Here is a 20,922-nt window from a genome sequence, read left to right as displayed (position 1 = left end):
CTACTCGCAATTATTCAAGGTTTAGTACTTCAATTTTCGCGTTTTCACGTAAATTGAGCATTAGGGCTTCATTCACGGCAGAGCTCATCGCACCTTGGTATTCACGAGATAACTGTTTCAGTTCATCTTCAGTTGGTTGACCTAAAGTAACTTTGTCCAGCTGAATAACCACATAGTTATCAGACTCATCACGCGCAAGTGAGTACGCAGGCTTACCATCAACAGGTTGAGCCATTTCCATTGCAGCGTTAATCGTCGCGCTTTGTGGTATTAAGCGAGAAACAGTTTGCACATCAGCAAATTTAACACCTGCTGTATTTAAGGCCTCTTCGCCTTTACCTGCTTTCAAGTCAGCCAATAGCTTGTCTGCGGTTGCTTTAAGTTCTGCATCTGCTTTTTGGCGCTTAACTAATGTTTCAATCGCAGGTTTAACTGTTTCAAACGGCTCAGTGCTTTCTGGTTTATATTCTGTCACACGGACAACAAATGCACGGTCACCTTCAACGTTAATTACGTCGGAGTTAATCCCTTTAGAACCGTTTTTATCAACCAGACGGTCACTAAAAACTTCATTGATAACTTTAGGGAAATTCAGAGCTGCTGGTGGATTGTTACGATCAAACCAATCTGTTGTGACGGCTTTTAAGCCTGAAACAGATTCAACTGAAACTAATGACTCCATATCACTCGTTGCAGCTTCACTGACTTTCTGTTGTAAGTCGTAGAACTGTTTGATGTTTTTATCTTGAAGCAAGCTAACTTTAATCGTTTCGGAAACGTCTTCAAACGGCTTCGTTGACTCTGGCTTGATATCATCTAAACGGAAAACAACGTAGTTATCCTGCGCTTTAACAGGAGCCGAAAGTTGGCCTTTTTCTGTTAAGTTTGCAGTGATAATTTCGCTCGGCGTTGAAGCTGCTTCCATCCAGCCAATCAGGCCTTTGTTACCTGCACTGAATTTATCCGTCGATTTTTCAGCGGCTAACGTTGCAAAGTCTGCACCCGCTTTGATTTCATTGATGATGTCGTTTGCTTCTTTTTCAGAAGCCACTTGGATCATACTGTATTGTTTTTGCTCTGCCTGAGTATAATTTTTCAGGTTTTGCTCATAATACGTTTTCACTTCTTCATCAGAAACCGTAGCTTCTGGCATAGATGCTGCATCCATTTCAACATAGCTAACCTGTACTTTTTCAGGTGAGATAAAGCTATTTTGATTAGCATCATAATACGCTTTCAGCTCTTCTTCAGAGACTGTTTGCTTCGCTTGAATGTCAGCTAAGGACAAGGTTGCAGTGCGAATTTCGCGCTCTTGCATAAATAATTCAGCGTAAGCTTTCACTTCTGATGGCAAAGCGAAGTCCGTCCCAGTGAAGGCTTTACCTAACTGAGCACGTGTTAAATCTTGGCGAATTTGCGCCGCAAAGCTGTCCGCATTGATGTTGTAACGGCTTAAGATTTCACGATATTTATCGCTATCAAACCGACCATCTGTTTGGAAGATTGGCATAGAAAAAATGGACTGCTCAATCTGCTGATCGCTTGCTGAGAGATTCAGTTCATTAGCATATTGATTAATCAATTCATTATTAATCAAATTATCAAGCGCTTGGCGACGCAGCAAATTCATGCTTTCTTCGTTGCTAGCCACTTCAGAGAATTTGTCTCCCAAGTAGTCTTGCAATGATTGGCGTTCCTGCTGAAAAGCCTGCTGTAACTGTTCCCTGCTAATTGGCTGTCCATTAACTTCTGCTGCTTTGTTGGCGCTATTGCCACCTAAGCCGCCCATCATAACGCCTGTCAGCACGAATGACAGCATAATGAGCCCTAGCAAAATTTTAATAAAAGGACTGTTCGCCTTCGTGCGTAGATTTTCCATCATAAAAAGGCTTAACTCCGCTTTGTTGAATTCAATTTCCTAATAATACGCTAATCTTAACTCAGAAAGAAAAAAAAGCGCACCATTTCCATGGTGCGCTTATATATTAGCTGATTAAAGGCATTCCGTCAGTTTGAGTTTTCGCAAAAATGCAAGAAAGACAAACTAAAATACTTAATTAGCTATTAACAGCGTCTTTAAGACCCTTGCCTGGACGGAAAGCTGGAACTTTCGCCGCAGCGATTTTAATCTCTTTACCCGTTTGTGGGTTACGGCCTGTACGTGCCGCACGCTCACGAACAGTGAAATTACCAAAGCCAACTAAAGCAACATCGTCTCCTTTACTTAAAGAACTCGTTACAGTAGCAACGAACGCGTCAACAACGCGGCCTGCCGCAGCTTTAGAAATATTCGCATCAGAAGCGATTTGATCAATCAGTTGAGCTTTATTCACTCTTATCATCCCCATTATTAGTTGGACTATAAATCACCAAATTAACTATAGCAGCTAGCTTCTATTCGTACAGTTAATTAATGATTTAGCCGTTATATCAATCCTGATTACCAATGGCAAGAGAACAGATTGCATACAAACAATTATCAGAATCATCGTTAAATTAGCGATGAAAAAAAAGGCTGACAAGCCCTAAATTAGCTGTCAGCCTTACTTTTATACAAACTTCTTGATTCAGCTCACTCTTTTCGCTTTCTTTTTAACAACCTCAGCCCCAAAAGGCGGGTTAACTAAAGCTAAAGAAAGAACTTCTTCAATGGTTTTCACTGGATGAATTTCCAAATCAGCGATCACATTTTGAGGAATTTCCTCTAAGTCACGTTCGTTTTCTTTAGGGATTAATACGGTTTTTATTCCGCCGCGGTGTGCAGCTAATAATTTTTCCTTTAACCCACCAATTGGGAAAACTAACCCTCTTAATGTGATTTCACCTGTCATTGCCACGTCTGCACGGACTGGATTACCTGTTAAACAAGAAACCAGCGCTGTTGACATCGCAATACCTGCGCTTGGGCCATCTTTTGGTGTAGCGCCTTCAGGGACGTGAACATGGATATCGCGTTTTTCATAGAAATCGCTGTTAATACCCAGTTTTTCAGCACGAGCTCTCACCACGGTTAATGCCGTTTGGATTGACTCTTGCATTACTTCACCTAAAGAACCCGTGTAAGTCAGTTTGCCTTTACCCGGTACACACGCCGTTTCAATAGTAAGTAAATCACCACCTACTTCAGTCCACGCTAAACCAGTCACTTGGCCTACACGGTTTTCGGTATCTGCTTGGCCGTAGTCAAAACGACGAACACCCAGATAATCCTTTAAGTTATCTGCGTTGATTTCGATGTGCTTAAGTTTTTTATCCATTAATAATGCTTTAACGGCTTTACGGCACAATTTCGAAATTTCACGCTCTAAACCACGCACACCCGCTTCACGTGTGTAGTAACGAATAATGCTCATTAATGCGCTATCATCGATGGTTAACTCGCCTTTTTTCAAGGCATTACGTTCAATTTGTTTCGATAATAAATGTTTTTTAGCAATATTCAGTTTTTCGTCTTCGGTATAACCAGAAAGACGAATAACTTCCATACGATCCAGCAGTGGCGCAGGGATATTCATCGAGTTTGACGTTGCAACAAACATAACGTCAGACAAGTCATAGTCCACTTCTAAATAGTGGTCGTTAAACGCAATGTTTTGTTCTGGATCAAGTACTTCCAACAATGCTGATGCAGGATCGCCACGCATGTCTGAAGACATTTTGTCTATTTCATCCAGCAGGAACAGTGGGTTTTTCACCCCAACTTTAGCCATTTTCTGGATAAGTTTACCCGGCATTGAACCAATATAGGTACGACGGTGACCACGAATTTCCGCTTCATCACGTACACCACCTAATGCCATACGGGTGTACTGCCGACCTGTTGCCTTCGCAATAGATTGACCCAGTGAAGTTTTACCAACCCCTGGAGGCCCTACCAAACAAAGAATTGGCCCTTTTATTTTGCTTACTCGGCTTTGCACTGCCAGATACTCTAAAATACGGTCTTTTACACGCTCAAGGCCGTAATGGTCGGTATCCAACACTTCTTGCGCTTTCACCAAATCTTTTTTAACTTTGCTACGTGCATGCCATGGCACTTGCACCATCCAGTCGATGTAGCTACGAACCACCGTGGCTTCAGCCGACATCGGAGACATCATTTTCAGCTTCTGCAATTCTGCTTCTGCTTTTTCTTGTGCCTCTTTTGGCATTTTCGCTTCTTCGATTTTACGTTTCAGCGATTCATATTCGTCTGGCGCATCGTCCATTTCACCCAGCTCTTTTTGAATGGCTTTCATTTGCTCATTCAAATAGTACTCACGCTGGCTTTTTTCCATCTGCTTTTTAACGCGATTACGGATACGTTTTTCCACTTGCAGCAATTCAGTTTCTGATTCCATCATCGCCATCAGGAATTCAACACGTTCAGCAATATTTGCCATTTCAAGAACGCGCTGTTTATCCGCTAATTTCAGCGGCATATGGGATGCAATGGTATCTGCAAGTTTATCAAGTTGGTCTTGTTCGATGGAGTGCAATGCTGTCAGCACTTCCGGTGGAATTTTTTTGTTAAGCTTAATATAGCTTTCAAACTGGCTCACAATCGTGCGGTACAGCACTTCATTTTCTTTTTCATCAAGAATCGATGATGGAGCCCCAGCAGTGGTTTCGTCGTAAACGGCACCTTCAGCGTGTTTATCTTGTTCAGACGCTAAATACTCAGCTTGCGCGAGGAAATACTCGCCGTTATCTGTCAAACTAGTTATACGTGCACGTCTTAGGCCTTCAACCAAGACTTTCACTGTGCCGTCTGGCAGTTTTAGCATCTGAATAACAGATGCAACCGTACCAACAGCAAATAAATCATTCACCCCAGGCTCATCAGTTGAGGCTTCTTTTTGCGCAACCAGCATCACTTGTTTGTCATGATCCATCGCTGCTTCCAGACTGTGAATGGATTTTTCACGTCCAACAAACAGTGGGATCACCATATGTGGGTATACCACTACATCACGCAGAGGCAATACTGGTATTTCAATGCGTTCGGAACGCTCTGGATTCATAAAGCTCTCTCTTCGTTTAGCTCACGCTAGTTTAAGGGTTTCTGTCTCTCGCTTGAAAAATACTCTCAAAAACAAGGAAACCACACCTCAGAATATAAACTATATGGGGACAAGATTTTAGCATTCAATGGTTAGTTGAACATAAAAAACAAAATGAGGGATATCCCTCATTTCGTTTGATTATTTCTTGAACGCTTTCTTAAAGATTAGTTATCGCCTGATGCTTGAGCATCCGGCTTGCTGTAGATCAATAAAGGTTCTGATTGTTCGTTAATCACATTTTCATCAACGACAACTTTTTCGACATCCGTCATAGAAGGGAGGTCATACATGGTATTTAACAGCGCAGCTTCAACAATTGAACGTAAACCACGGGCACCCGTTTTACGTGCCATTGCTTTTTTCGCAATTGCTTTTAATGCTTCTTCACGGAACTCAAGCTCAGTTCCCTCAAGACTAAACAATGCTTGATACTGTTTAGTTAACGCATTTTTTGGCTCTTGTAGAATTTGAATCAGCGCTTCTTCACTCAGCTCCGTCAAAGTCGCGACGACTGGCAGACGACCAATAAACTCAGGAATTAAACCGAATTTAATTAAATCTTCTGGCTCAGCTTGCGTGAGCAATTCACCTTCTGTTGCTTTATCTGACTCACCTTTGACTTCAGCAGCGAAACCAATACCTGAACGGGTATTTAGACGCTGGCCAATCACTTTATCTAAGCCAGCAAATGCACCACCACAAATAAACAGAATTTTCGAGGTATCTACCTGTAAAAATTCTTGTTGTGGATGCTTACGCCCACCTTGTGGAGGAACAGCTGCAACCGTACCTTCGATAAGTTTCAAAAGCGCTTGCTGCACACCTTCACCCGACACGTCACGGGTAATGGATGGGTTATCAGATTTACGAGAAATCTTATCAATCTCATCGATATACACGATACCACGTTGTGCTTTTTCGACATCGTAATCACATTTTTGCAGTAATTTTTGGATGATGTTTTCAACGTCTTCCCCCACATAACCTGCTTCGGTTAGTGTGGTCGCATCTGCCATCGTAAATGGCACATCCAAATAACGTGCTAAGGTTTCAGCCAGCAGGGTTTTACCGCTACCCGTTGGGCCGATTAACAGGATATTACTTTTGCCTAATTCAACACCATCGCTAGTTTTATCACCATTACGTAAACGTTTATAATGGTTATAAACCGCAACCGCCAAGACTTTTTTCGCTTTTTCTTGGCCGATGACGTAGTCATCAAGGTGCTGCCTAATTTCATGTGGCGTAGGCAATTCACTACGCTCACGATGTGGCGCAAGTTCTTTAATTTCTTCACGGATGATATCGAGACATAAGTCTACACATTCATCACAAATATAGACTGACGGACCGGCAATCAGCTTACGTACTTCATGCTGACTTTTTCCGCAGAAAGAACAGTAAAGCAGTTTGCCCGTTCCCTCTTTGCGTTTCTCTGTCATCAGTTGACCTCACTTTTATTCATATTGCCTTGTTTTGTTTAACTAAAACAGTAAACACAGCAACGATTTTCTTAAAATAGTTTATGGTATGAATTAATTATACCAAAAGTTAACCAATTAACGGCTACTATAAATTTGGTCGACTAAACCGTACTCTTTCGCTTCATTTGCCGACAAGAAACGGTCGCGCTCAGTATCACGGCTGATTTCTTCAATGGACTTCCCTGTGTGGTGAGCCATGAGTTCATTCATGCGTGTTTTCACTTTTAAAATTTCTTGTGCGTGGATTTCGATATCTGTCGCTTGGCCTTGATAGCCACCTAACGGTTGGTGGATCATCACACGAGAATTTGGCAAGCAAAAACGCTTACCTTTTGTACCAGCTGTCAACAAAAATGCACCCATAGAGCATGCTTGCCCCATACAAATGGTACTAACATCTGGCTTAATAAATTGCATGGTATCATAAATAGACATACCTGCCGTAATCACACCACCCGGTGAGTTGATATACAGCTGGATATCTTTTTCAGGGTTTTCTGCTTCAAGGAATAACATTTGAGCGACAATTAAGTTCGCCATATGATCTTCCACTTGACCCGTCAGGAAAATAATACGTTCTTTTAATAGACGTGAATAAATATCATATGAGCGCTCGCCTCGAGAGGTTTGCTCAATGACCATTGGCACAAGAGCCATTTGGGATGCTAACTGTTCCTGACCGCCAAAATGTGACATCGAAATCTCCTATTAAAAACTTTCTGGTGCTTGCGCCTAATTGCTATCTACTAACCATCATATTGAGCAAAAAGAGTGTGGCATAACAACGTGTTTTAAAAATACCTCTAGCGGCAAGCTTGCACGAACTGCTTATTTCTCTATTTTAGCCTATATTGGCTGATTACAGGTGAAATAAGAAGAAAATGCCGCAAACTGTGCTGAAATCAATAAGACTCTCTTTTAACGAGTTTAACACAAGCCTGTTTACTTACACGGTATTATCCCATTAGAAAACCATAACTGATTTTCAAAAGTGGCGAAATAACTCTTTTGGTTGAATTCGCCTATTTCTATGATATTTGCTCTTCAAAATAGTTCAAATCGCAAGCGAAACTGAATACATGCTAATTGAAGTGTTAGGGATATAATTAGGGTTTAAATGTGATTTTCAAGGTCACCCTATCTTAATTCACAAAAAAGTCGTTATTTAAAAGCTTTAATTGCAAAAAAACCCGCAGTAGAGCACCACGGGTTTTATTTTGTACAGCAAGAAATAAATTAACCAGCTTGAACTTGGTTCATCAGCTCAGTGAAATTAGTTTCTTTTTCAGTGACTTTAGCAACCGCCAGAACAGTCTCAACCGCTTGTTCTTCTAATGCTAAGTTACGAACGCTGTTCATCAGCTCTTCGTTTTTGCTGTAGTATTCGATAACTTCAGCTGGATCTTCGTATGCAGATGCCATTTCTTCGATCAGTGTTTTAACACGATCTTCGTCAGCTTTCAGTTCGTTTTTATTGATCACTTCACCTAACAGTAGACCGATAACAACGCGACGTTTAGCTTGTTCTTCAAACAGTTCACGTGGTAATTCCATCGCTTGCTGTTCGTTGCCACCAAAACGCTGTGCCGCTTGACGACGCAGAACATCGATTTCACCATCAATAACAGCAACTGGAACTTCGATGTCGTTCGCTTTGATCAGACCATCAAGAACTTGTGCTTTAACACGGTTACGAATGGCATTTTTCAGCTCACGTTCCATGTTTTTACGTACTTCAGCACGCAGGCCGTCTAAAGTACCATCAGCGATACCGAAACGCTTGATGAATTCTTCAGTAAATTCTGGCAGTTCACGTTGTTCTACTTTCTTCAGAACGATAGCGAATTTCGCTGCTTTACCTTTCAGGTTTTCAGCGTGGTAATCTTCTGGGAAGTTAACTTCGATATCGAATTCTTCACCTGCTTTGTGGCCAACAACGCCTTCTTCAAAGCCAGGGATCATGCGGCCTTCGCCCATAACCAGTGCGAAGTCTTCAGCTTTACCGCCTTCAAACTCTTCGCCGTCGATAGAACCAGTGAAGTTGATAGTGATGCGTGAATCAGCTGCTGCTGCCGCATCAACTTCTTTCCACTCTGCTTGTTGTTTACGCAGAGTATCTAGCATGTTTTCCAGGTCTTCGTCTTTAACTGAAACCGCTGGTTTTTCAACTTCGATAGTGTCTAAACCGGTTAATTCGATTTCTGGGTAAACTTCAAACTCAACCGCGTAAACGAAATCTTTACCGTCTTCGATTTGCTCTGGCTTGTAGCTAGGCGCACCTGCTGGGTTGATTTTGTTTTCAATGATTGCGTTGATGAAGTTACGTTGCATCACATCGCCCAGAACGTCTTGCATAACAGACGCGCCGTAACGCTGTTTAACGATGTTCATTGGTACTTTTCCTTTACGGAAACCATCAACACGTACTTTCTTAGCAACGCTAACCAGCTCGCTATTTATTGCTTTTTCAATATCAGTGGCAGGAACGGTGATTGTTACACGACGCCCAAGGCCTTGAGTCGTTTCAACAGAAACTTGCATCTTCTTACCTCAAAATAAATCTTAGTGATCGGTCTACTCCAGAGTTATGCCATTAAGCAATTAATGGCGTTCTCCCTTCCAGAACCGGGGGGCGTTACTTTCATAACGGTCAATCCCTGATATCAGAAGCGTCCCGAAACCTTACTGAAAATTAGACGCAGCATTATACCGATGCCAGCGCCCTGAGTCGAGAAAAGCCGAGAAAAGAAGCGATTTTTCCTCTTTATTTGTGACTTTTCTGACTAAAATTTTTATTTCTTCACCAAAATTGAAGAAAAAACACCCAGCAAACTCGTTTTGAGCTCGAAGGATAATGCCAATAATCACCCATCAAGGTCAATTGGCAGTACTAATTAGCGGTTAACGCCGCCAACACCACGACAAGCAGGTGATTTTAACGCTGTATCAGCCAGTTCGTCCCATTCTTTTGGTGTATAGGTATGCAGTGCAAGAGCATGAATGCCCCCCGCTAATTCATCCGCTAAAATAGCATAGATTTCGCGATGACGGCCAAGCATTCGTTTATTTTCAAATTTATCAGTGACTAAAATAACTTTGAAGTGGCTTTCAGAGCCCGGCAATACATTATGTTGATGGCTTTCATTAATGACATCCAAATGACTTGGCTCGAAAGCATTTTGTAATTTTTGGCTCACACGCGACTGCATACTTTGTGATGCATTGGCGACCATAAAATACTCCTTAATTTGCGGCTCACACTAGTATTGATAAGTGCAGTAAACTATATTGCACATCTCGATTATTGCTATCTTCTTATTATAGAAATATCCGATAATGACCTGACAATGTTATGATATCGACACGTTCGTGCGAATTTTTTCAAAAACTGTTGTCTAATAGTTCAGGATAATTTAGCCACTGGATTTCACATCGTGTGGCGGCTACCCGCACCATAACGAAACATTTTCAATTAGGAAAGATGAACTGGAAAAAATTATGTTAAAAAAACTGTGTTTTCCACTTTTTGCGTTGTTTCTACTTGCTGGATGTGCAACTAGCAGCAACACGCTCTCACTTGAGCCAAAAATTGCTTTACCTGCTAAAAATCCAACTCTTAATGCAACTTCAATTAGTGTGAGCAGTGTAGACAATCGCACCAATAAATCATTAGCCGAAGTCAATCGTAATGGTAGCCTAGTCGTGCTCAATCCATCCCGTGATCCGCGCTATTTAATGCAAGAAGCTGTTGAAAAACAAATGGCTGCACGTGGTTTTATGGTTACATCACCTGCCAACGTTAATTTAGTCGTTCAATTAAACAAATTAGATACGAAAGTGGCTGAGGGAAGTCTGCGCCACAATATTACCGTGAACTCTAGCGTCAGTATTACAGCAACTGCGCCAAATGGCTCAACAAAAACTCGCTCATTCACCCGCAATTTCAATACCCAAGAATTGTTAGCAGCGAATAATGCAAAAATCGAAGCGGCAATTAACAGTGCATTATCTGATTTAATTGCGGACATGGCATCCGACCAAGAAATCACCGATTTTATCAGACAAAATTCACGCTATTAAGCGGGCGAATATCCCAATTTAGTATTAAGCTGTCCAAGTTAACTCTTGGATAGCGTTGCGCGGTCAATACCTCTACAGCGCTATGTATTGCAGCAAAATCACTTTAGGCTTAGAGGGAATAATGCCTCGTTTCACACTTCCGAATAATATTACCTTAATCCTTTTAGGGTTCGTCTCAGGCTTACCTTTAGCGCTGACTGCGGGGACATTGCAAGCTTGGTTAACCGTCGAAAATGTTGATATCAAGACGATTGGCTTTTTTTCCTTAGTTGGTCAAGCTTATGTTTTGAAGTTTTTGTGGTCACCCATGATGGACCGCTATACCCCACCATTTCTCGGTCGCCGTAGAGGCTGGCTGTTAACCACACAAATCCTTCTTATTATTAGTATCGCCGCAATGGGGTTCATGAATCCTTCCGAACATTTGTGGTATCTCGCCGCATTAGCTGTCACCGTCGCCTTTTGTTCTGCATCCCAAGATATTGTATTTGATGCCTATAAAACGGATTTATTGACTGCTGAAGAAAGGGGAATTGGGGCCGCAACCTCAGTGATGGGGTACCGGATCAGTATGTTAGTTTCTGGTGGATTAGCCCTTTGGCTCGCAGATAAGTTCCTGACATGGAAACAGCTTTATCTCGTCATGGCCGGGTTAATGATTATCGGTGTAATCGCCACTTTGCTAGCAAAAGAACCTGAAGAAAACAGCGCGCCGCCTACCTCATTAAGAAAAGCGATTTATGACCCGTTAGCGGAGTTTTTCAGCCGTAACAACGCATGGCTCGTCTTATTATTATTGGTATTTTATAAATTAGGTGATGCCTTTGTGATGGCGCTCAATACCAACTTTTTACTGAATGCACTGGGCTTTAGCCTTAGTGAAGTTGGTACCGTGAATAAAACCGTCGGAATGGCTGCCACTATTATTGGTGCACTCTTAGGTGGTTATCTAATGAAAAACATGAGCTTATTTAAGGCTCTGTTTCTTTTTGGCTTACTCCAAGGTGGGTCTAATATTGGTTATTGGTTCCTCGCCGTCACGCCGCCTAATATCATGACGATGGGCTCCATTATTTTCCTTGAGAATATCTTTTCAGGAATGGGCACTGCGGCGTTTGTCGCCCTTTTAATGACGCTGTGCAATAAATCCTTATCCGCAACGCAATTTGCACTTCTTTCCGCGCTTTCAGCTGTAGGGCGGGTATATATTGGCCCAGTCGCCAGTATTTTCGTCAGTAACTATGGCTGGCCACTATTCTATTTGATCTCTATTGGTGTTGCCGTTCCTGGGATCTTACTGTTATTAGCCTGCCGAAGTTCTTTACTCTACACGCAAGCCACAGGGCTATTCCAGCGCCGAGAGCTATACGCAAATGGCTATCGTTTCGCTGTTTACGCCCTACTTGCTGCGGTAACTTGCCTTGCGATTTGGCTACTTTCTCTATTAGCATTTTCTTTTAGTGGAATGAAAGTATATCTATTCACCACACAAATTGAATTTTGGTTAGCTATCCCAAGTTATCAAAACATCCTATTTAATACTGGCATTAGCATCGGTGCTATCAGTTTAATTATCGGTGGTAGTTTAGATTTCCTCGCTGTTCGCAAAACCGTCAAGCAATAAGCAATAATTGGTTTTCCTTTCATTCTTACTTATCTATTTAGCTGATTCCCTAAGACTAACTTATTAGTTTAGGGAATCTGATCATTTCAGAAAAATAGCCCTTTCGCACAAAATACACTTAAATCACTTTTTGATCGTGACTTTGATCACCCAACCAATGAAAAATATTTCTTAATTACAATTTTCAAGCTTAATATATCACATGTTAGAGGCTAGCTAGATAACACGTTAACGAATAGTGCACTACTCAATCCCATTAATTAATTAACGAAAATAATCTATTATGAAAAAACTCCTTTGTATTGCCGCCTTAGCTTCTGTGGCAGGTACGGCATATTCTGATGATCTTTTGGGCTATCAAAATGGTTTTGCTGATATCAATATTAACTATTTAGATTGGTCGCACCGTACTGAGACCAAAACGGAGAAAACGACTCGTAAGAAAGATTTCGCGTATATTGAATTAGAAGGTGGTGCTAATTTTAATTGGGGTGAACTTTACGGCTTCTTTGATGTGGAAAACCCGCTCCATACACAACATACCGATTCAGGGCGTAATAAGCGCTATACCATCAAAACGACAGGCCGTTTTTATTTAGGTGATACAGGTTTTAATCTGTACGGCCACGTTTATGGCACATGGTCATTACCTGGAACAAAATATGGCGGTAATTTCCATGATATCAACACATTATATGGCATTGGTTACAATACCGCTTTTGGCGATTTATGGTTTAAGCCTTTTATTGCCCTAAACTATACTGATCAAACATTCTATTCAGGTAATAATGGTTATACCGCAGGGTGGGTAGCTGGATATAATTTCAGCGCATTTGAAGAAAACTTCATGATAACCAACTGGCATGAAATGGAATTTGCACGCAATAAGCGCTACAACGGCGGTAAGCGAAATGGCATTAATGGTGCCATGGCTTTTTGGTGGAATGCGACACCACATTTAGCTGCGGGTATACAATATCGCTATGCTGACAATAAATTAGGCGATACTTTTTATCAAGACGCAATCATTTATACATTAAAGTATACGTTCTAAAAGTGTTCTAATGCGTTATAGAAAATTGTATCGAGATTTAATTTTTTTCTTTTTAAATCAAATCAATAATAATTTTTCTTAACAATTCTGCCGATAAAGTGGATAAAATAGCTTTATCGGCAAGAAAAAACGTAATTTCCCTTACCGTATTGCTTATCATTCATATCAGTTTTGTCATTTTTTCAGTTCTTTTGTATATATTTTCCTTTGAAAAATTACTAAGATAATTTAGTATTAAAGGGCTTTTATCAATATATACTTATAACCCGTATCAATTTTAACTTTTTCTTTATAAGTTCTTTACATGTGATCATATTAACATAAAGAGCTAACAATTCCGTTTCTTTGCCTTACAATCATTTACACTCGCATAACCTTACCGTAAAATGCCCGCACTGATGAAACGACAATTAGAATCTTGTCATTTGGGGTCGTGGATGAGACTTATGAACTACAAAAAAAGTATCGGAGCAATCTCGCTAGTTGCAGCAGCCTTATTATTAGGCGGTTGTGATATGGTGTTGATGGATCCAAAAGGCGCCGTAGGCGTGAAACAAAAAGAGCTAATTCTTATTGCAATTGGCTTAATGCTGCTTGTTGTTATTCCTGTTATTTTTATGACGATTATCTTCGCCAGAAAATATCGTGAATCCAACACGTCTGCTACATACCGTCCAAACTGGGCTCACTCAAATAAAATTGAGTTAGTCTGCTGGACTGTTCCTATCATCATTATCATCATTCTGGGTGCTATCACTTGGAAGACGACACATGAGCTGGACCCGTATCAGCCATTAGTGAGTGATCAGGAACCTGTCACAATCGAAGTTATTTCGGCTGACTGGAAATGGATCTTTATCTATCCAGAGCAAGGCATTGCGACAGTTAACGAAATCGCATTCCCTACTGGTGTGCCAGTTAACTTCAAAATCACGTCTGATTCGGTAATGAACTCGTTCTTCATTCCATCTTTAGGTGGCCAAATCTACGCGATGGCGGGTATGCAAACTAAACTTCATTTAATCGCCAATGAACCTGGTACTTACAAAGGCTTCTCAGCAAGCTATAGTGGCCACGGCTTCTCTGATATGAAGTTCAACGCAATTGCAACCCCTGACCGCCAAGGCTTTGATGAGTGGGTACAAAAGGTAAAAGCGTCTCCTAAGACAATGGATACAATGCAGGCATTCGACGAAGTCGCTAAGCCAAGCACAAATGTTCCTGTTACCTACTTCTCTAGCGTGAAACCTAACCTTTATAACGACATCGTTCTGAAGTTTGGTCATGAGCACCATAAAGGTCACGCTCCTGTAGAAACCAAAGAAGAATCTACAGGTCATTCTATGCATATGAGCCATAACGCTCATGCAGCAGGCGCTGAGGAATAAGGGCATGTTCGGAAAATTAACACTAGATGCAGTTCCGCTCCATGAGCCGATCATCGTTGTCACACTGATTGCTATTGTCCTTGGTGGGCTTGGCTTAGTCGGTGTGATCTCCTATTTCGGTAAATGGAAATGGCTGTGGAAAGAGTGGTTAACCTCGGTTGACCATAAAAAAATTGGTGTCATGTACATCATTGTTGCGATGGTCATGTTGTTCCGTGGCTTCGCGGATGCTGTCATGATGCGTGGTCAGCAAGTTCTCGCTTCTGCTGGCCAAGAGGGCTTCTTAAACCCTCATCACTATGACCAAATCTTTACCGCGCACGGCGTTATCATGATTTTCTTCATGGCAACCCCATTTGTTGTCGGTCTGATGAACCTCGTTGTACCTCTGCAAATTGGTGCCCGCGACGTTGCCTTCCCATTCCTTAACTCATTGAGCTTCTGGTTCTTTGTAGTTGGTGTTGTCTTAATCAACATCTCTTTAGGGGTAGGTGAATTTGCGCAAACAGGTTGGTTAGCATATCCGCCATTATCAGGCTTGGAGTACAATCCGGGGGTCGGGGTCGATTACTGGCTCTGGAGTCTCCAGATATCCGGTATTGGTACGTTATTAACAGGGGTTAACTTCATCGCCACGATTATCCGTATGCGTACGCCGGGTATGTCGATGATGAAAATGCCTGTATTCAGCTGGGCTGCGTTATGTACTAACGTATTGATTGTTGCTGCTTTCCCTATTTTAACTGTTACTCTGACGCTTCTGACGTTAGACCGTTATTTAGGTACCCATTTCTTCACTAACGATATGGGCGGCAACATGATGATGTACATCAACCTGATTTGGGCATGGGGTCACCCTGAGGTGTATATCCTTGTTCTGCCAGTGTTCGGTGTATTCTCTGAAGTTGCAGCAACTTTCTCGAAAAAACGTTTATTCGGTTATACCTCATTAGTTTGGGCGACAATCGTTATCACCGTTATGTCCTTCATCGTATGGCTGCACCACTTCTTTACGATGGGTTCAGGTGCGAACGTCAACGCCTTCTTCGGTATCGCCACAATGATCATCGCAATCCCAACAGGGGTTAAGATCTTCAACTGGTTGTTTACGATGTACCAAGGTCGCATCGAGTTTAAATCACCGATGCTGTGGACTATCGGTTTCATCATCACCTTCTCTGTGGGTGGTATGACGGGTGTTCTGTTAGCCGTACCTGGTGCGAACTTCGTTCTGCACAACAGCTTGTTCCTGATTGCTCACTTCCATAACGTTATCATTGGTGGTGTGGTATTCGGATGTTTCGCAGGTATGACTTACTGGTTCCCGAAAGCTTACGGCTTTACGCTGAATGAGAAATGGGGTGTCCGTGCATTCTGGTTCTGGATCATCGGTTTCTTCTTAGCATTCATGCCATTATATATTCTAGGCTTTATGGGTATGACCCGTCGTTTAAGCCAGAATATTGACCCTGCTTATCACTCAATGTTAGTTGCGGCTGCATTCGGTGCTGCGTTAATCGCAATCGGTATTGCATGCCAAGTTATCCAAATCATTGTGAGTATTCGTGACCGCCATGAAAACCGTGATTTAACGGGAGATCCATGGGGTGGACGTACTCTTGAGTGGGCAACTTCTTCACCACCACCATTCTATAACTTTGCGATTGAACCACACGTTCAAACTCGTGATGCTTGGTGGGATCTGAAAGAAAAAGGTCTTGCTCATAAGAAACCAACTTCATATGAAGAAATTCATATGCCGAAAAATACCGGCGCTGGCGTGATCATCGCAGCATTTAGCTTGGTTTTAGGTTTCGCAATGATCTGGCACATCTGGTGGCTCGCAATCGTTGGTTTCGGTGGAATGATCGTCACTTGGATTGCAAAAAGCTTCGACGAAGATGTTGATTACTACGTACCTGTGGCTGAAATCGAAGAAATCGAGAATAAGCACTTTGAAGAATTGCGTAAGGCAGGTGTGAACGATGTCAACTAATACAATGACTAACCAAAATATCGCCCATGCTGAGCATGGGCACCACGATGCAGGTGGCACTAAAGTATTCGGTTTCTGGCTCTATATCATGAGCGACTTGATTCTGTTTGCTTGTTTGTTTGCAACCTATGTTGTTTTGGCCGATGGAACTGCTGGCGGTCCTGCTGGTAAAGATATCTTCAGTCTGAAGTTCGTATTAGGCGAAACCTTCTTACTGTTAGTGAGTAGTATCACCTACGGCTTCGCAATGATTGCGATGCATAAAGGCAAAATCGCGGCGGTTAACTTATGGCTGTTCGCGACATTCCTGCTAGGTCTTGGCTTCGTTATCATGGAAGTCTATGAGTTCCACGAACTGATCGCTGAAGGCTTTGGCCCTGATCGTAGTGGTTTCTTATCTGGCTTCTTTGCACTGGTTGCAACACACGGTCTGCACGTTTCTGCGGGTCTGATCTGGATTGTCATCATGATGATTCAAGTCACTCGTCGCGGTCTGACTGATGTTAACAAAACGCGTTTGAACTGCCTGAGTCTGTTCTGGCACTTCTTAGACGTGGTTTGGATCTGTGTATTTACCGTTGTTTATCTTCTGGGGGCTATTTAAATGAGTCATGCAAAAGATGCTCACACTGGAGCAAGCCACGGTAGCGTTAAGACATACCTGATTGGCTTTATTCTGTCAGTCATTCTAACGGTTATCCCGTTCTGGATGGTGATGGAAGGCACAGCGACGACGGCAACAATCCTTTGGACTGTTGTCGGTATGGCAGTCGTGCAAATCTTCGTTCACTTAGTATGTTTCTTACATATGAATACCTCATCTGATGAGCGTTGGAACTTGGTTGCATTTCTGTTCACCATGCTTATTGTCGGCATCGTAGTTGTCGGCTCGCTGTGGATTATGTACAACCTGAACATCAATATGATGCTCGACTAAAGAGTTGCCGATATGTTTAAGCAATACCTGCAAGTGACCAAACCAGGAATTATATTCGGAAACTTGATTTCTGTGATCGGCGGTTTTCTCTTGGCTTCAAAAGGGTCAATTGACTACCCGCTGTTCGTTGCGACTTTGCTGGGTGTATCACTGGTCGTGGCTTCTGGTTGTGTTTTTAACAACTACATCGACCGTGATATCGACCGTATCATGGAAAGAACTAAGAATCGCCCTTTAGTTAAAGGGCTGATTGACCCGAAAGTTAGCCTGATTTACGCCGCTGCATTAGGTATTGCTGGTATGGTGCTGCTACTCGTAGCAGCCAATGCCTTGGCAATGCTACTTGCAGTCATTGGTTTCATTGTTTATGTGGGCGTCTATAGCCTGTATATGAAACGTAAGTCAGTCTATGGCACGCTAATTGGCAGCCTGTCTGGCGCAGCACCACCGGTTATCGGTTACTGCGCTGTCACAAATGAATTTGATACTGGGGCTCTGATCCTGTTATTAATTTTCAGTCTGTGGCAGATGCCTCACTCGTATGCCATTGCCATTTTCCGCTTTAAGGATTACAAAGCCGCGAACATTCCTGTGTTACCGGTGATTAAAGGGATTTCTGTCGCTAAGACACACATCTTCCTGTATATCCTTGCGTTTATGGTTGCAACGTTAATGTTAGCTATCAGCGGATACGCGGGCTATAAGTATTTAGTCGTGGGTGCAGCAGTTAGCTTGTGGTGGCTGGGTATGGCGATTTCAGGTTTCAAAACCGAAAACGACGACCGAGTCTGGGCAAGAAAACTATTCATTTTCTCAATCGTAGCAATTACTGCATTGAGTGTGATGATGTCTGTTGATCCTACAGTTTCAAGCGATACTGTTATAGCTCTCGTCAGATAACCCATCTGTTCTCTGATGACAACAATGTTTAAACGGCGGGCTTTCCCCGCCGTTTTTATTTGTCTCTGATTGCTTTTACAACTCACTTTTACGCATTCTGCCTATCCTTATGAATCTATTTTATGGTTAAATAGCCGCTTGCTATTATAAGCTAGATATAAAATGCACCATTAAAAGCTATAACTCGTTGAATTTAAAAATTAAAGATAAATATCTCCCATAAAGATTCAAAATAGTTCGAGTTGTAGCAAGACGGCAAACGAAGATATTTTAGGGATGACCTAAGTAGCTAAGAGAAGCCAACACCGCTACAGCTCCAATTACTAGCAATTGGATTTAAATAATTTTGCTACAACATAAAATGAATTTATTCAAAATAGTTCGAGTTGTAGCAAGGCGGCAAAGTGAGGACATCGCAGGGAGCATACATAAGTATGTGACCTGTGTGGCCGAACGAAGCCAACACAGCTACAGCTTGAAATATGACGAATAAAAATGAACGATAACAAAATGACATCCGCAGAGCTCAGATCCACATGGGGTTTAGGCTCTGTATTCTCCTTGCGAATGCTTGGCATGTTTATGGTTTTACCCATTTTGACCAGCTACGGAATGCACTTACAAGGGGCAAATGAATTTTTAGTGGGCGTTGCCATTGGCATTTATGGTCTGAGCCAAGCACTTTTTCAGATCCCTTTTGGTTTGATGTCAGACAAAATCGGTCGTAAGCCACTCATAGTTATTGGTTTAATCATTTTTATTATAGGTAGTATCGTTGCTGCGCTCAGTGACTCCATTTGGGGCATTATTATTGGCCGCGCATTGCAAGGCGCTGGTGCGATATCCGCTGCAGTAATGGCGCTACTGTCTGATTTAACCCGTGAACAAAACCGTACCAAAGCGATGGCATTTTTAGGCATAAGCTTTGGGCTAACTTTTGCGATTGCGCTTGTTTTAGGCCCTATCATTACCCATCTAATTGGGTTAAATGGGCTATTTTGGGGAATTGCCCTGCTTGCCGTTGGCGCGATTGCACTCACTATTTTTGTTGTGCCAAACACCAACACCCATGTATTGAACCGTGAATCCGCCTTTGTGAAAGGCAATTTAAAAACCGTTTTAGCCCAGCCTCAATTATTAAAATTAAATATCGGTATTTTGTGCCTGCACACTTTGCTGATGTCGAGCTTTGTTGCCCTGCCCCTCATCATGACAAAAGCGGGTTTTCTCGCCCAAGATCATTGGAAAGCCTATTTAGTCACCATGCTAATTTCCTTTGTGGCTGTTTTGCCTTTTATTATCTACGCAGAAAAATACCGCAAAATGAAGCAAGTCTTCCTGTTCTGCATCGCGCTATTGGCAGTTGCAGAAATTACATTGTGGTTCTCTGGTAGCCAGTTATGGGTCATCATCCTTGGCTTACAGATATTTTTTATTGGCTTCAATATTATGGAAGCCATTTTGCCATCGTTGATTAGCAAGGAAGCACCCGCAGGCTATAAAGGAACCGCGATGGGGGTTTATTCCACCAGCCAATTTTTAGGTGTTGCCCTTGGGGGGATTGTCGGTGGCTGGTTATATAACTTCGAAGGGGCAGATACCGTCTTTATTGGTGGGTTGATCCTGACAATCCTTTGGTTTGTCGTTAGCTTAACCATGAAACAACCGCCATACGTCAGCAGCATTCGCATCGAATTGCCTGCACACCTAAAAAATACTCAAATGCTGGAGCAAAAGCTACGAGCTCAAAATGGCGTCATGGAAGCCTTGGTTGTCGATGAAGAACTCAGTGTCTACGTTAAAGTTGATCGAAAAATCATTAATCGCGAGCAACTGGAAGCCATTATTCAGCAGTAAAAAAATAGGCCTGCAAAATTGCAGGCCTATTTTTATTGATAACTTACTCGCCGTGATTAATCACGGAAATTATTAAATTGGAAAGGCTGGCCTAAATTTCCGCCACGAACTAACGCCATGACTGATTGTAAGTCATCACGCGCTTTGCCCGTCACACGCACTTGATCGCCCTGAATTTGCGCTTGAACTTTCAGCTTACTGTCTTTGATTAGCTTAATAATTTTTTTAGCAATCGCCGCATCGATACCCTGTTTGAACGTCACTTCAACACTATAGGTTTTCCCGCTATGAACAATATCGTCAGGGACATTTAGCACTGCGCCATCAATACCACGCTTTGCCATTTTTTCTCTCAAAATATCAACCAGTTGAAGAACTTGGAAATCCGATTCACTGGTGATTTTCACTGATTCATTTTTATCGTTCAGTTCAAAGCTCGCTTCGACATTTTTAAAGTCCCAGCGGCTCGTTAACTCGCGCTGCGCATTTTCTACCGCATTACGCACTTCATTCATTTCAACTTCAGACACAATATCAAATGATGGCATTGTTCAGAC

17 protein-coding genes are annotated in these 20,922 nt (G+C 42.1%); 9 read left to right on the top strand and 8 right to left on the bottom strand.

The window, feature by feature from the left end:
• Positions 1-10: 10 nt before the first annotated feature.
• From ppiD to bolA, 7 genes are all read right to left on the bottom strand, one after another.
• Complete coding sequence (gene ppiD / locus AC4IFO_RS03165; RefSeq protein WP_490731768.1) at positions 11-1,882, bottom strand: peptidylprolyl isomerase; 1,872 nt, start codon at positions 1,880-1,882, stop codon at positions 11-13.
• Positions 1,883-2,057: 175 nt separating this feature from the next.
• Positions 2,058-2,333: a nucleoid-associated protein HU-beta gene (hupB, locus tag AC4IFO_RS03160; protein ID WP_206084605.1), complete on the bottom strand. Its 276-nt coding sequence runs from the start codon at positions 2,331-2,333 to the stop codon at positions 2,058-2,060.
• A gap of 234 nt (positions 2,334-2,567) precedes the next feature.
• Positions 2,568-5,003: an endopeptidase La gene (gene lon / locus AC4IFO_RS03155; protein ID WP_490731766.1), complete on the bottom strand. Its 2,436-nt coding sequence runs from the start codon at positions 5,001-5,003 to the stop codon at positions 2,568-2,570.
• Positions 5,004-5,209: 206 nt separating this feature from the next.
• A complete protein-coding gene (gene clpX, locus AC4IFO_RS03150) occupies positions 5,210-6,487 on the bottom strand; it encodes an ATP-dependent protease ATP-binding subunit ClpX (protein ID WP_206084603.1) in 1,278 nt (425 codons plus the stop codon).
• A 117-nt stretch (positions 6,488-6,604) separates the two neighbouring features.
• The gene (gene clpP, locus AC4IFO_RS03145) at positions 6,605-7,225 is read right to left on the bottom strand and encodes an ATP-dependent Clp endopeptidase proteolytic subunit ClpP (protein WP_206084602.1); all 621 of its coding nucleotides are present in this window, start codon (positions 7,223-7,225) and stop codon (positions 6,605-6,607) included.
• A gap of 540 nt (positions 7,226-7,765) precedes the next feature.
• Positions 7,766-9,070, bottom strand: a complete 1,305-nt coding sequence (gene tig, locus AC4IFO_RS03140) for a trigger factor (protein WP_353242914.1) — start codon at positions 9,068-9,070, stop codon at positions 7,766-7,768.
• Between the two features lie 353 nt (positions 9,071-9,423).
• On the bottom strand, positions 9,424-9,762 hold the full coding sequence (bolA, locus tag AC4IFO_RS03135; RefSeq protein WP_490731763.1) for a transcriptional regulator BolA: 339 nt from the start codon (positions 9,760-9,762) through the stop codon (positions 9,424-9,426).
• A gap of 265 nt (positions 9,763-10,027) precedes the next feature.
• Here bolA and AC4IFO_RS03130 point away from each other — a divergent pair, with 265 nt between their 5' ends.
• From AC4IFO_RS03130 to AC4IFO_RS03090, 9 genes are all read left to right on the top strand, one after another.
• Positions 10,028-10,609 (top strand): YajG family lipoprotein, encoded by a 582-nt coding sequence (locus AC4IFO_RS03130; protein ID WP_490731761.1) that lies wholly within the window; start codon positions 10,028-10,030, stop codon positions 10,607-10,609.
• A gap of 121 nt (positions 10,610-10,730) precedes the next feature.
• Positions 10,731-12,233 carry a muropeptide MFS transporter AmpG gene (gene ampG, locus AC4IFO_RS03125; protein WP_490731759.1) on the top strand — a complete coding sequence of 501 codons (1,503 nt, stop codon included), beginning with the start codon at positions 10,731-10,733 and terminating at the stop codon, positions 12,231-12,233.
• Between the two features lie 283 nt (positions 12,234-12,516).
• On the top strand, positions 12,517-13,287 hold the full coding sequence (locus AC4IFO_RS03120; protein WP_490731757.1) for a nucleoside-specific channel-forming Tsx family protein: 771 nt from the start codon (positions 12,517-12,519) through the stop codon (positions 13,285-13,287).
• 437 nt (positions 13,288-13,724) lie between these two features.
• Complete coding sequence (cyoA, locus tag AC4IFO_RS03115; RefSeq protein WP_219245752.1) at positions 13,725-14,675, top strand: cytochrome o ubiquinol oxidase subunit II; 951 nt, start codon at positions 13,725-13,727, stop codon at positions 14,673-14,675.
• A 4-nt stretch (positions 14,676-14,679) separates the two neighbouring features.
• Entirely contained in the window at positions 14,680-16,671 is a 1,992-nt protein-coding gene (gene cyoB, locus AC4IFO_RS03110; RefSeq protein ID WP_219245751.1) for a cytochrome o ubiquinol oxidase subunit I, read from the top strand.
• Positions 16,661-17,275: a cytochrome o ubiquinol oxidase subunit III gene (locus AC4IFO_RS03105; protein WP_219245750.1), complete on the top strand. Its 615-nt coding sequence runs from the start codon at positions 16,661-16,663 to the stop codon at positions 17,273-17,275. Before cyoB ends, AC4IFO_RS03105 begins: the two co-directional genes overlap by 11 nt.
• Complete coding sequence (locus AC4IFO_RS03100) at positions 17,276-17,608, top strand: cytochrome o ubiquinol oxidase subunit IV (RefSeq protein WP_219245749.1); 333 nt, start codon at positions 17,276-17,278, stop codon at positions 17,606-17,608.
• 12 nt (positions 17,609-17,620) lie between these two features.
• Positions 17,621-18,508, top strand: a complete 888-nt coding sequence (cyoE, locus tag AC4IFO_RS03095) for a heme o synthase (RefSeq protein ID WP_219245748.1) — start codon at positions 17,621-17,623, stop codon at positions 18,506-18,508.
• A 495-nt stretch (positions 18,509-19,003) separates the two neighbouring features.
• The gene (locus AC4IFO_RS03090) at positions 19,004-20,365 is read left to right on the top strand and encodes an MFS transporter (protein ID WP_490731753.1); all 1,362 of its coding nucleotides are present in this window, start codon (positions 19,004-19,006) and stop codon (positions 20,363-20,365) included.
• A gap of 56 nt (positions 20,366-20,421) precedes the next feature.
• Here the strand turns inward: AC4IFO_RS03090 and AC4IFO_RS03085 are convergent, their stop codons facing one another.
• Positions 20,422-20,913, bottom strand: a complete 492-nt coding sequence (locus tag AC4IFO_RS03085; RefSeq protein WP_042846924.1) for a YajQ family cyclic di-GMP-binding protein — start codon at positions 20,911-20,913, stop codon at positions 20,422-20,424.
• Positions 20,914-20,922: the final 9 nt, after the last annotated feature.

Source organism: Providencia sp. UF-224, from assembly GCF_058245955.1.
Note: the sequence above shows the minus strand (reverse complement) of the source record. Positions and strands in the feature narration are given on the sequence as shown.

Bases quoted from the DNA above. Each gene is read 5' to 3' on its own strand.
- AC4IFO_RS03130 (WP_490731761.1), top strand. From the start codon at position 10,028: ATGTTAAAAAAACTGTGTTTTCCACTTTTTGCGTTGTTTCTACTTGCT.
- ampG (WP_490731759.1), top strand. From the start codon at position 10,731: ATGCCTCGTTTCACACTTCCGAATAATATTACCTTAATCCTTTTAGGG.
- cyoA (WP_219245752.1), top strand. From the start codon at position 13,725: ATGAGACTTATGAACTACAAAAAAAGTATCGGAGCAATCTCGCTAGTT.
- bolA (WP_490731763.1), bottom strand. From the start codon at position 9,762: ATGGTCGCCAATGCATCACAAAGTATGCAGTCGCGTGTGAGCCAAAAA.
- cyoE (WP_219245748.1), top strand. From the start codon at position 17,621: ATGTTTAAGCAATACCTGCAAGTGACCAAACCAGGAATTATATTCGGA.
- AC4IFO_RS03090 (WP_490731753.1), top strand. From the start codon at position 19,004: ATGAACGATAACAAAATGACATCCGCAGAGCTCAGATCCACATGGGGT.
- lon (WP_490731766.1), bottom strand. From the start codon at position 5,003: ATGAATCCAGAGCGTTCCGAACGCATTGAAATACCAGTATTGCCTCTG.
- AC4IFO_RS03120 (WP_490731757.1), top strand. From the start codon at position 12,517: ATGAAAAAACTCCTTTGTATTGCCGCCTTAGCTTCTGTGGCAGGTACG.
- clpX (WP_206084603.1), bottom strand. From the start codon at position 6,487: ATGACAGAGAAACGCAAAGAGGGAACGGGCAAACTGCTTTACTGTTCT.
- ppiD (WP_490731768.1), bottom strand. From the start codon at position 1,882: ATGATGGAAAATCTACGCACGAAGGCGAACAGTCCTTTTATTAAAATT.
- clpP (WP_206084602.1), bottom strand. From the start codon at position 7,225: ATGTCACATTTTGGCGGTCAGGAACAGTTAGCATCCCAAATGGCTCTT.
- AC4IFO_RS03085 (WP_042846924.1), bottom strand. From the start codon at position 20,913: ATGCCATCATTTGATATTGTGTCTGAAGTTGAAATGAATGAAGTGCGT.
- tig (WP_353242914.1), bottom strand. From the start codon at position 9,070: ATGCAAGTTTCTGTTGAAACGACTCAAGGCCTTGGGCGTCGTGTAACA.
- AC4IFO_RS03100 (WP_219245749.1), top strand. From the start codon at position 17,276: ATGAGTCATGCAAAAGATGCTCACACTGGAGCAAGCCACGGTAGCGTT.
- cyoB (WP_219245751.1), top strand. From the start codon at position 14,680: ATGTTCGGAAAATTAACACTAGATGCAGTTCCGCTCCATGAGCCGATC.
- AC4IFO_RS03105 (WP_219245750.1), top strand. From the start codon at position 16,661: ATGTCAACTAATACAATGACTAACCAAAATATCGCCCATGCTGAGCAT.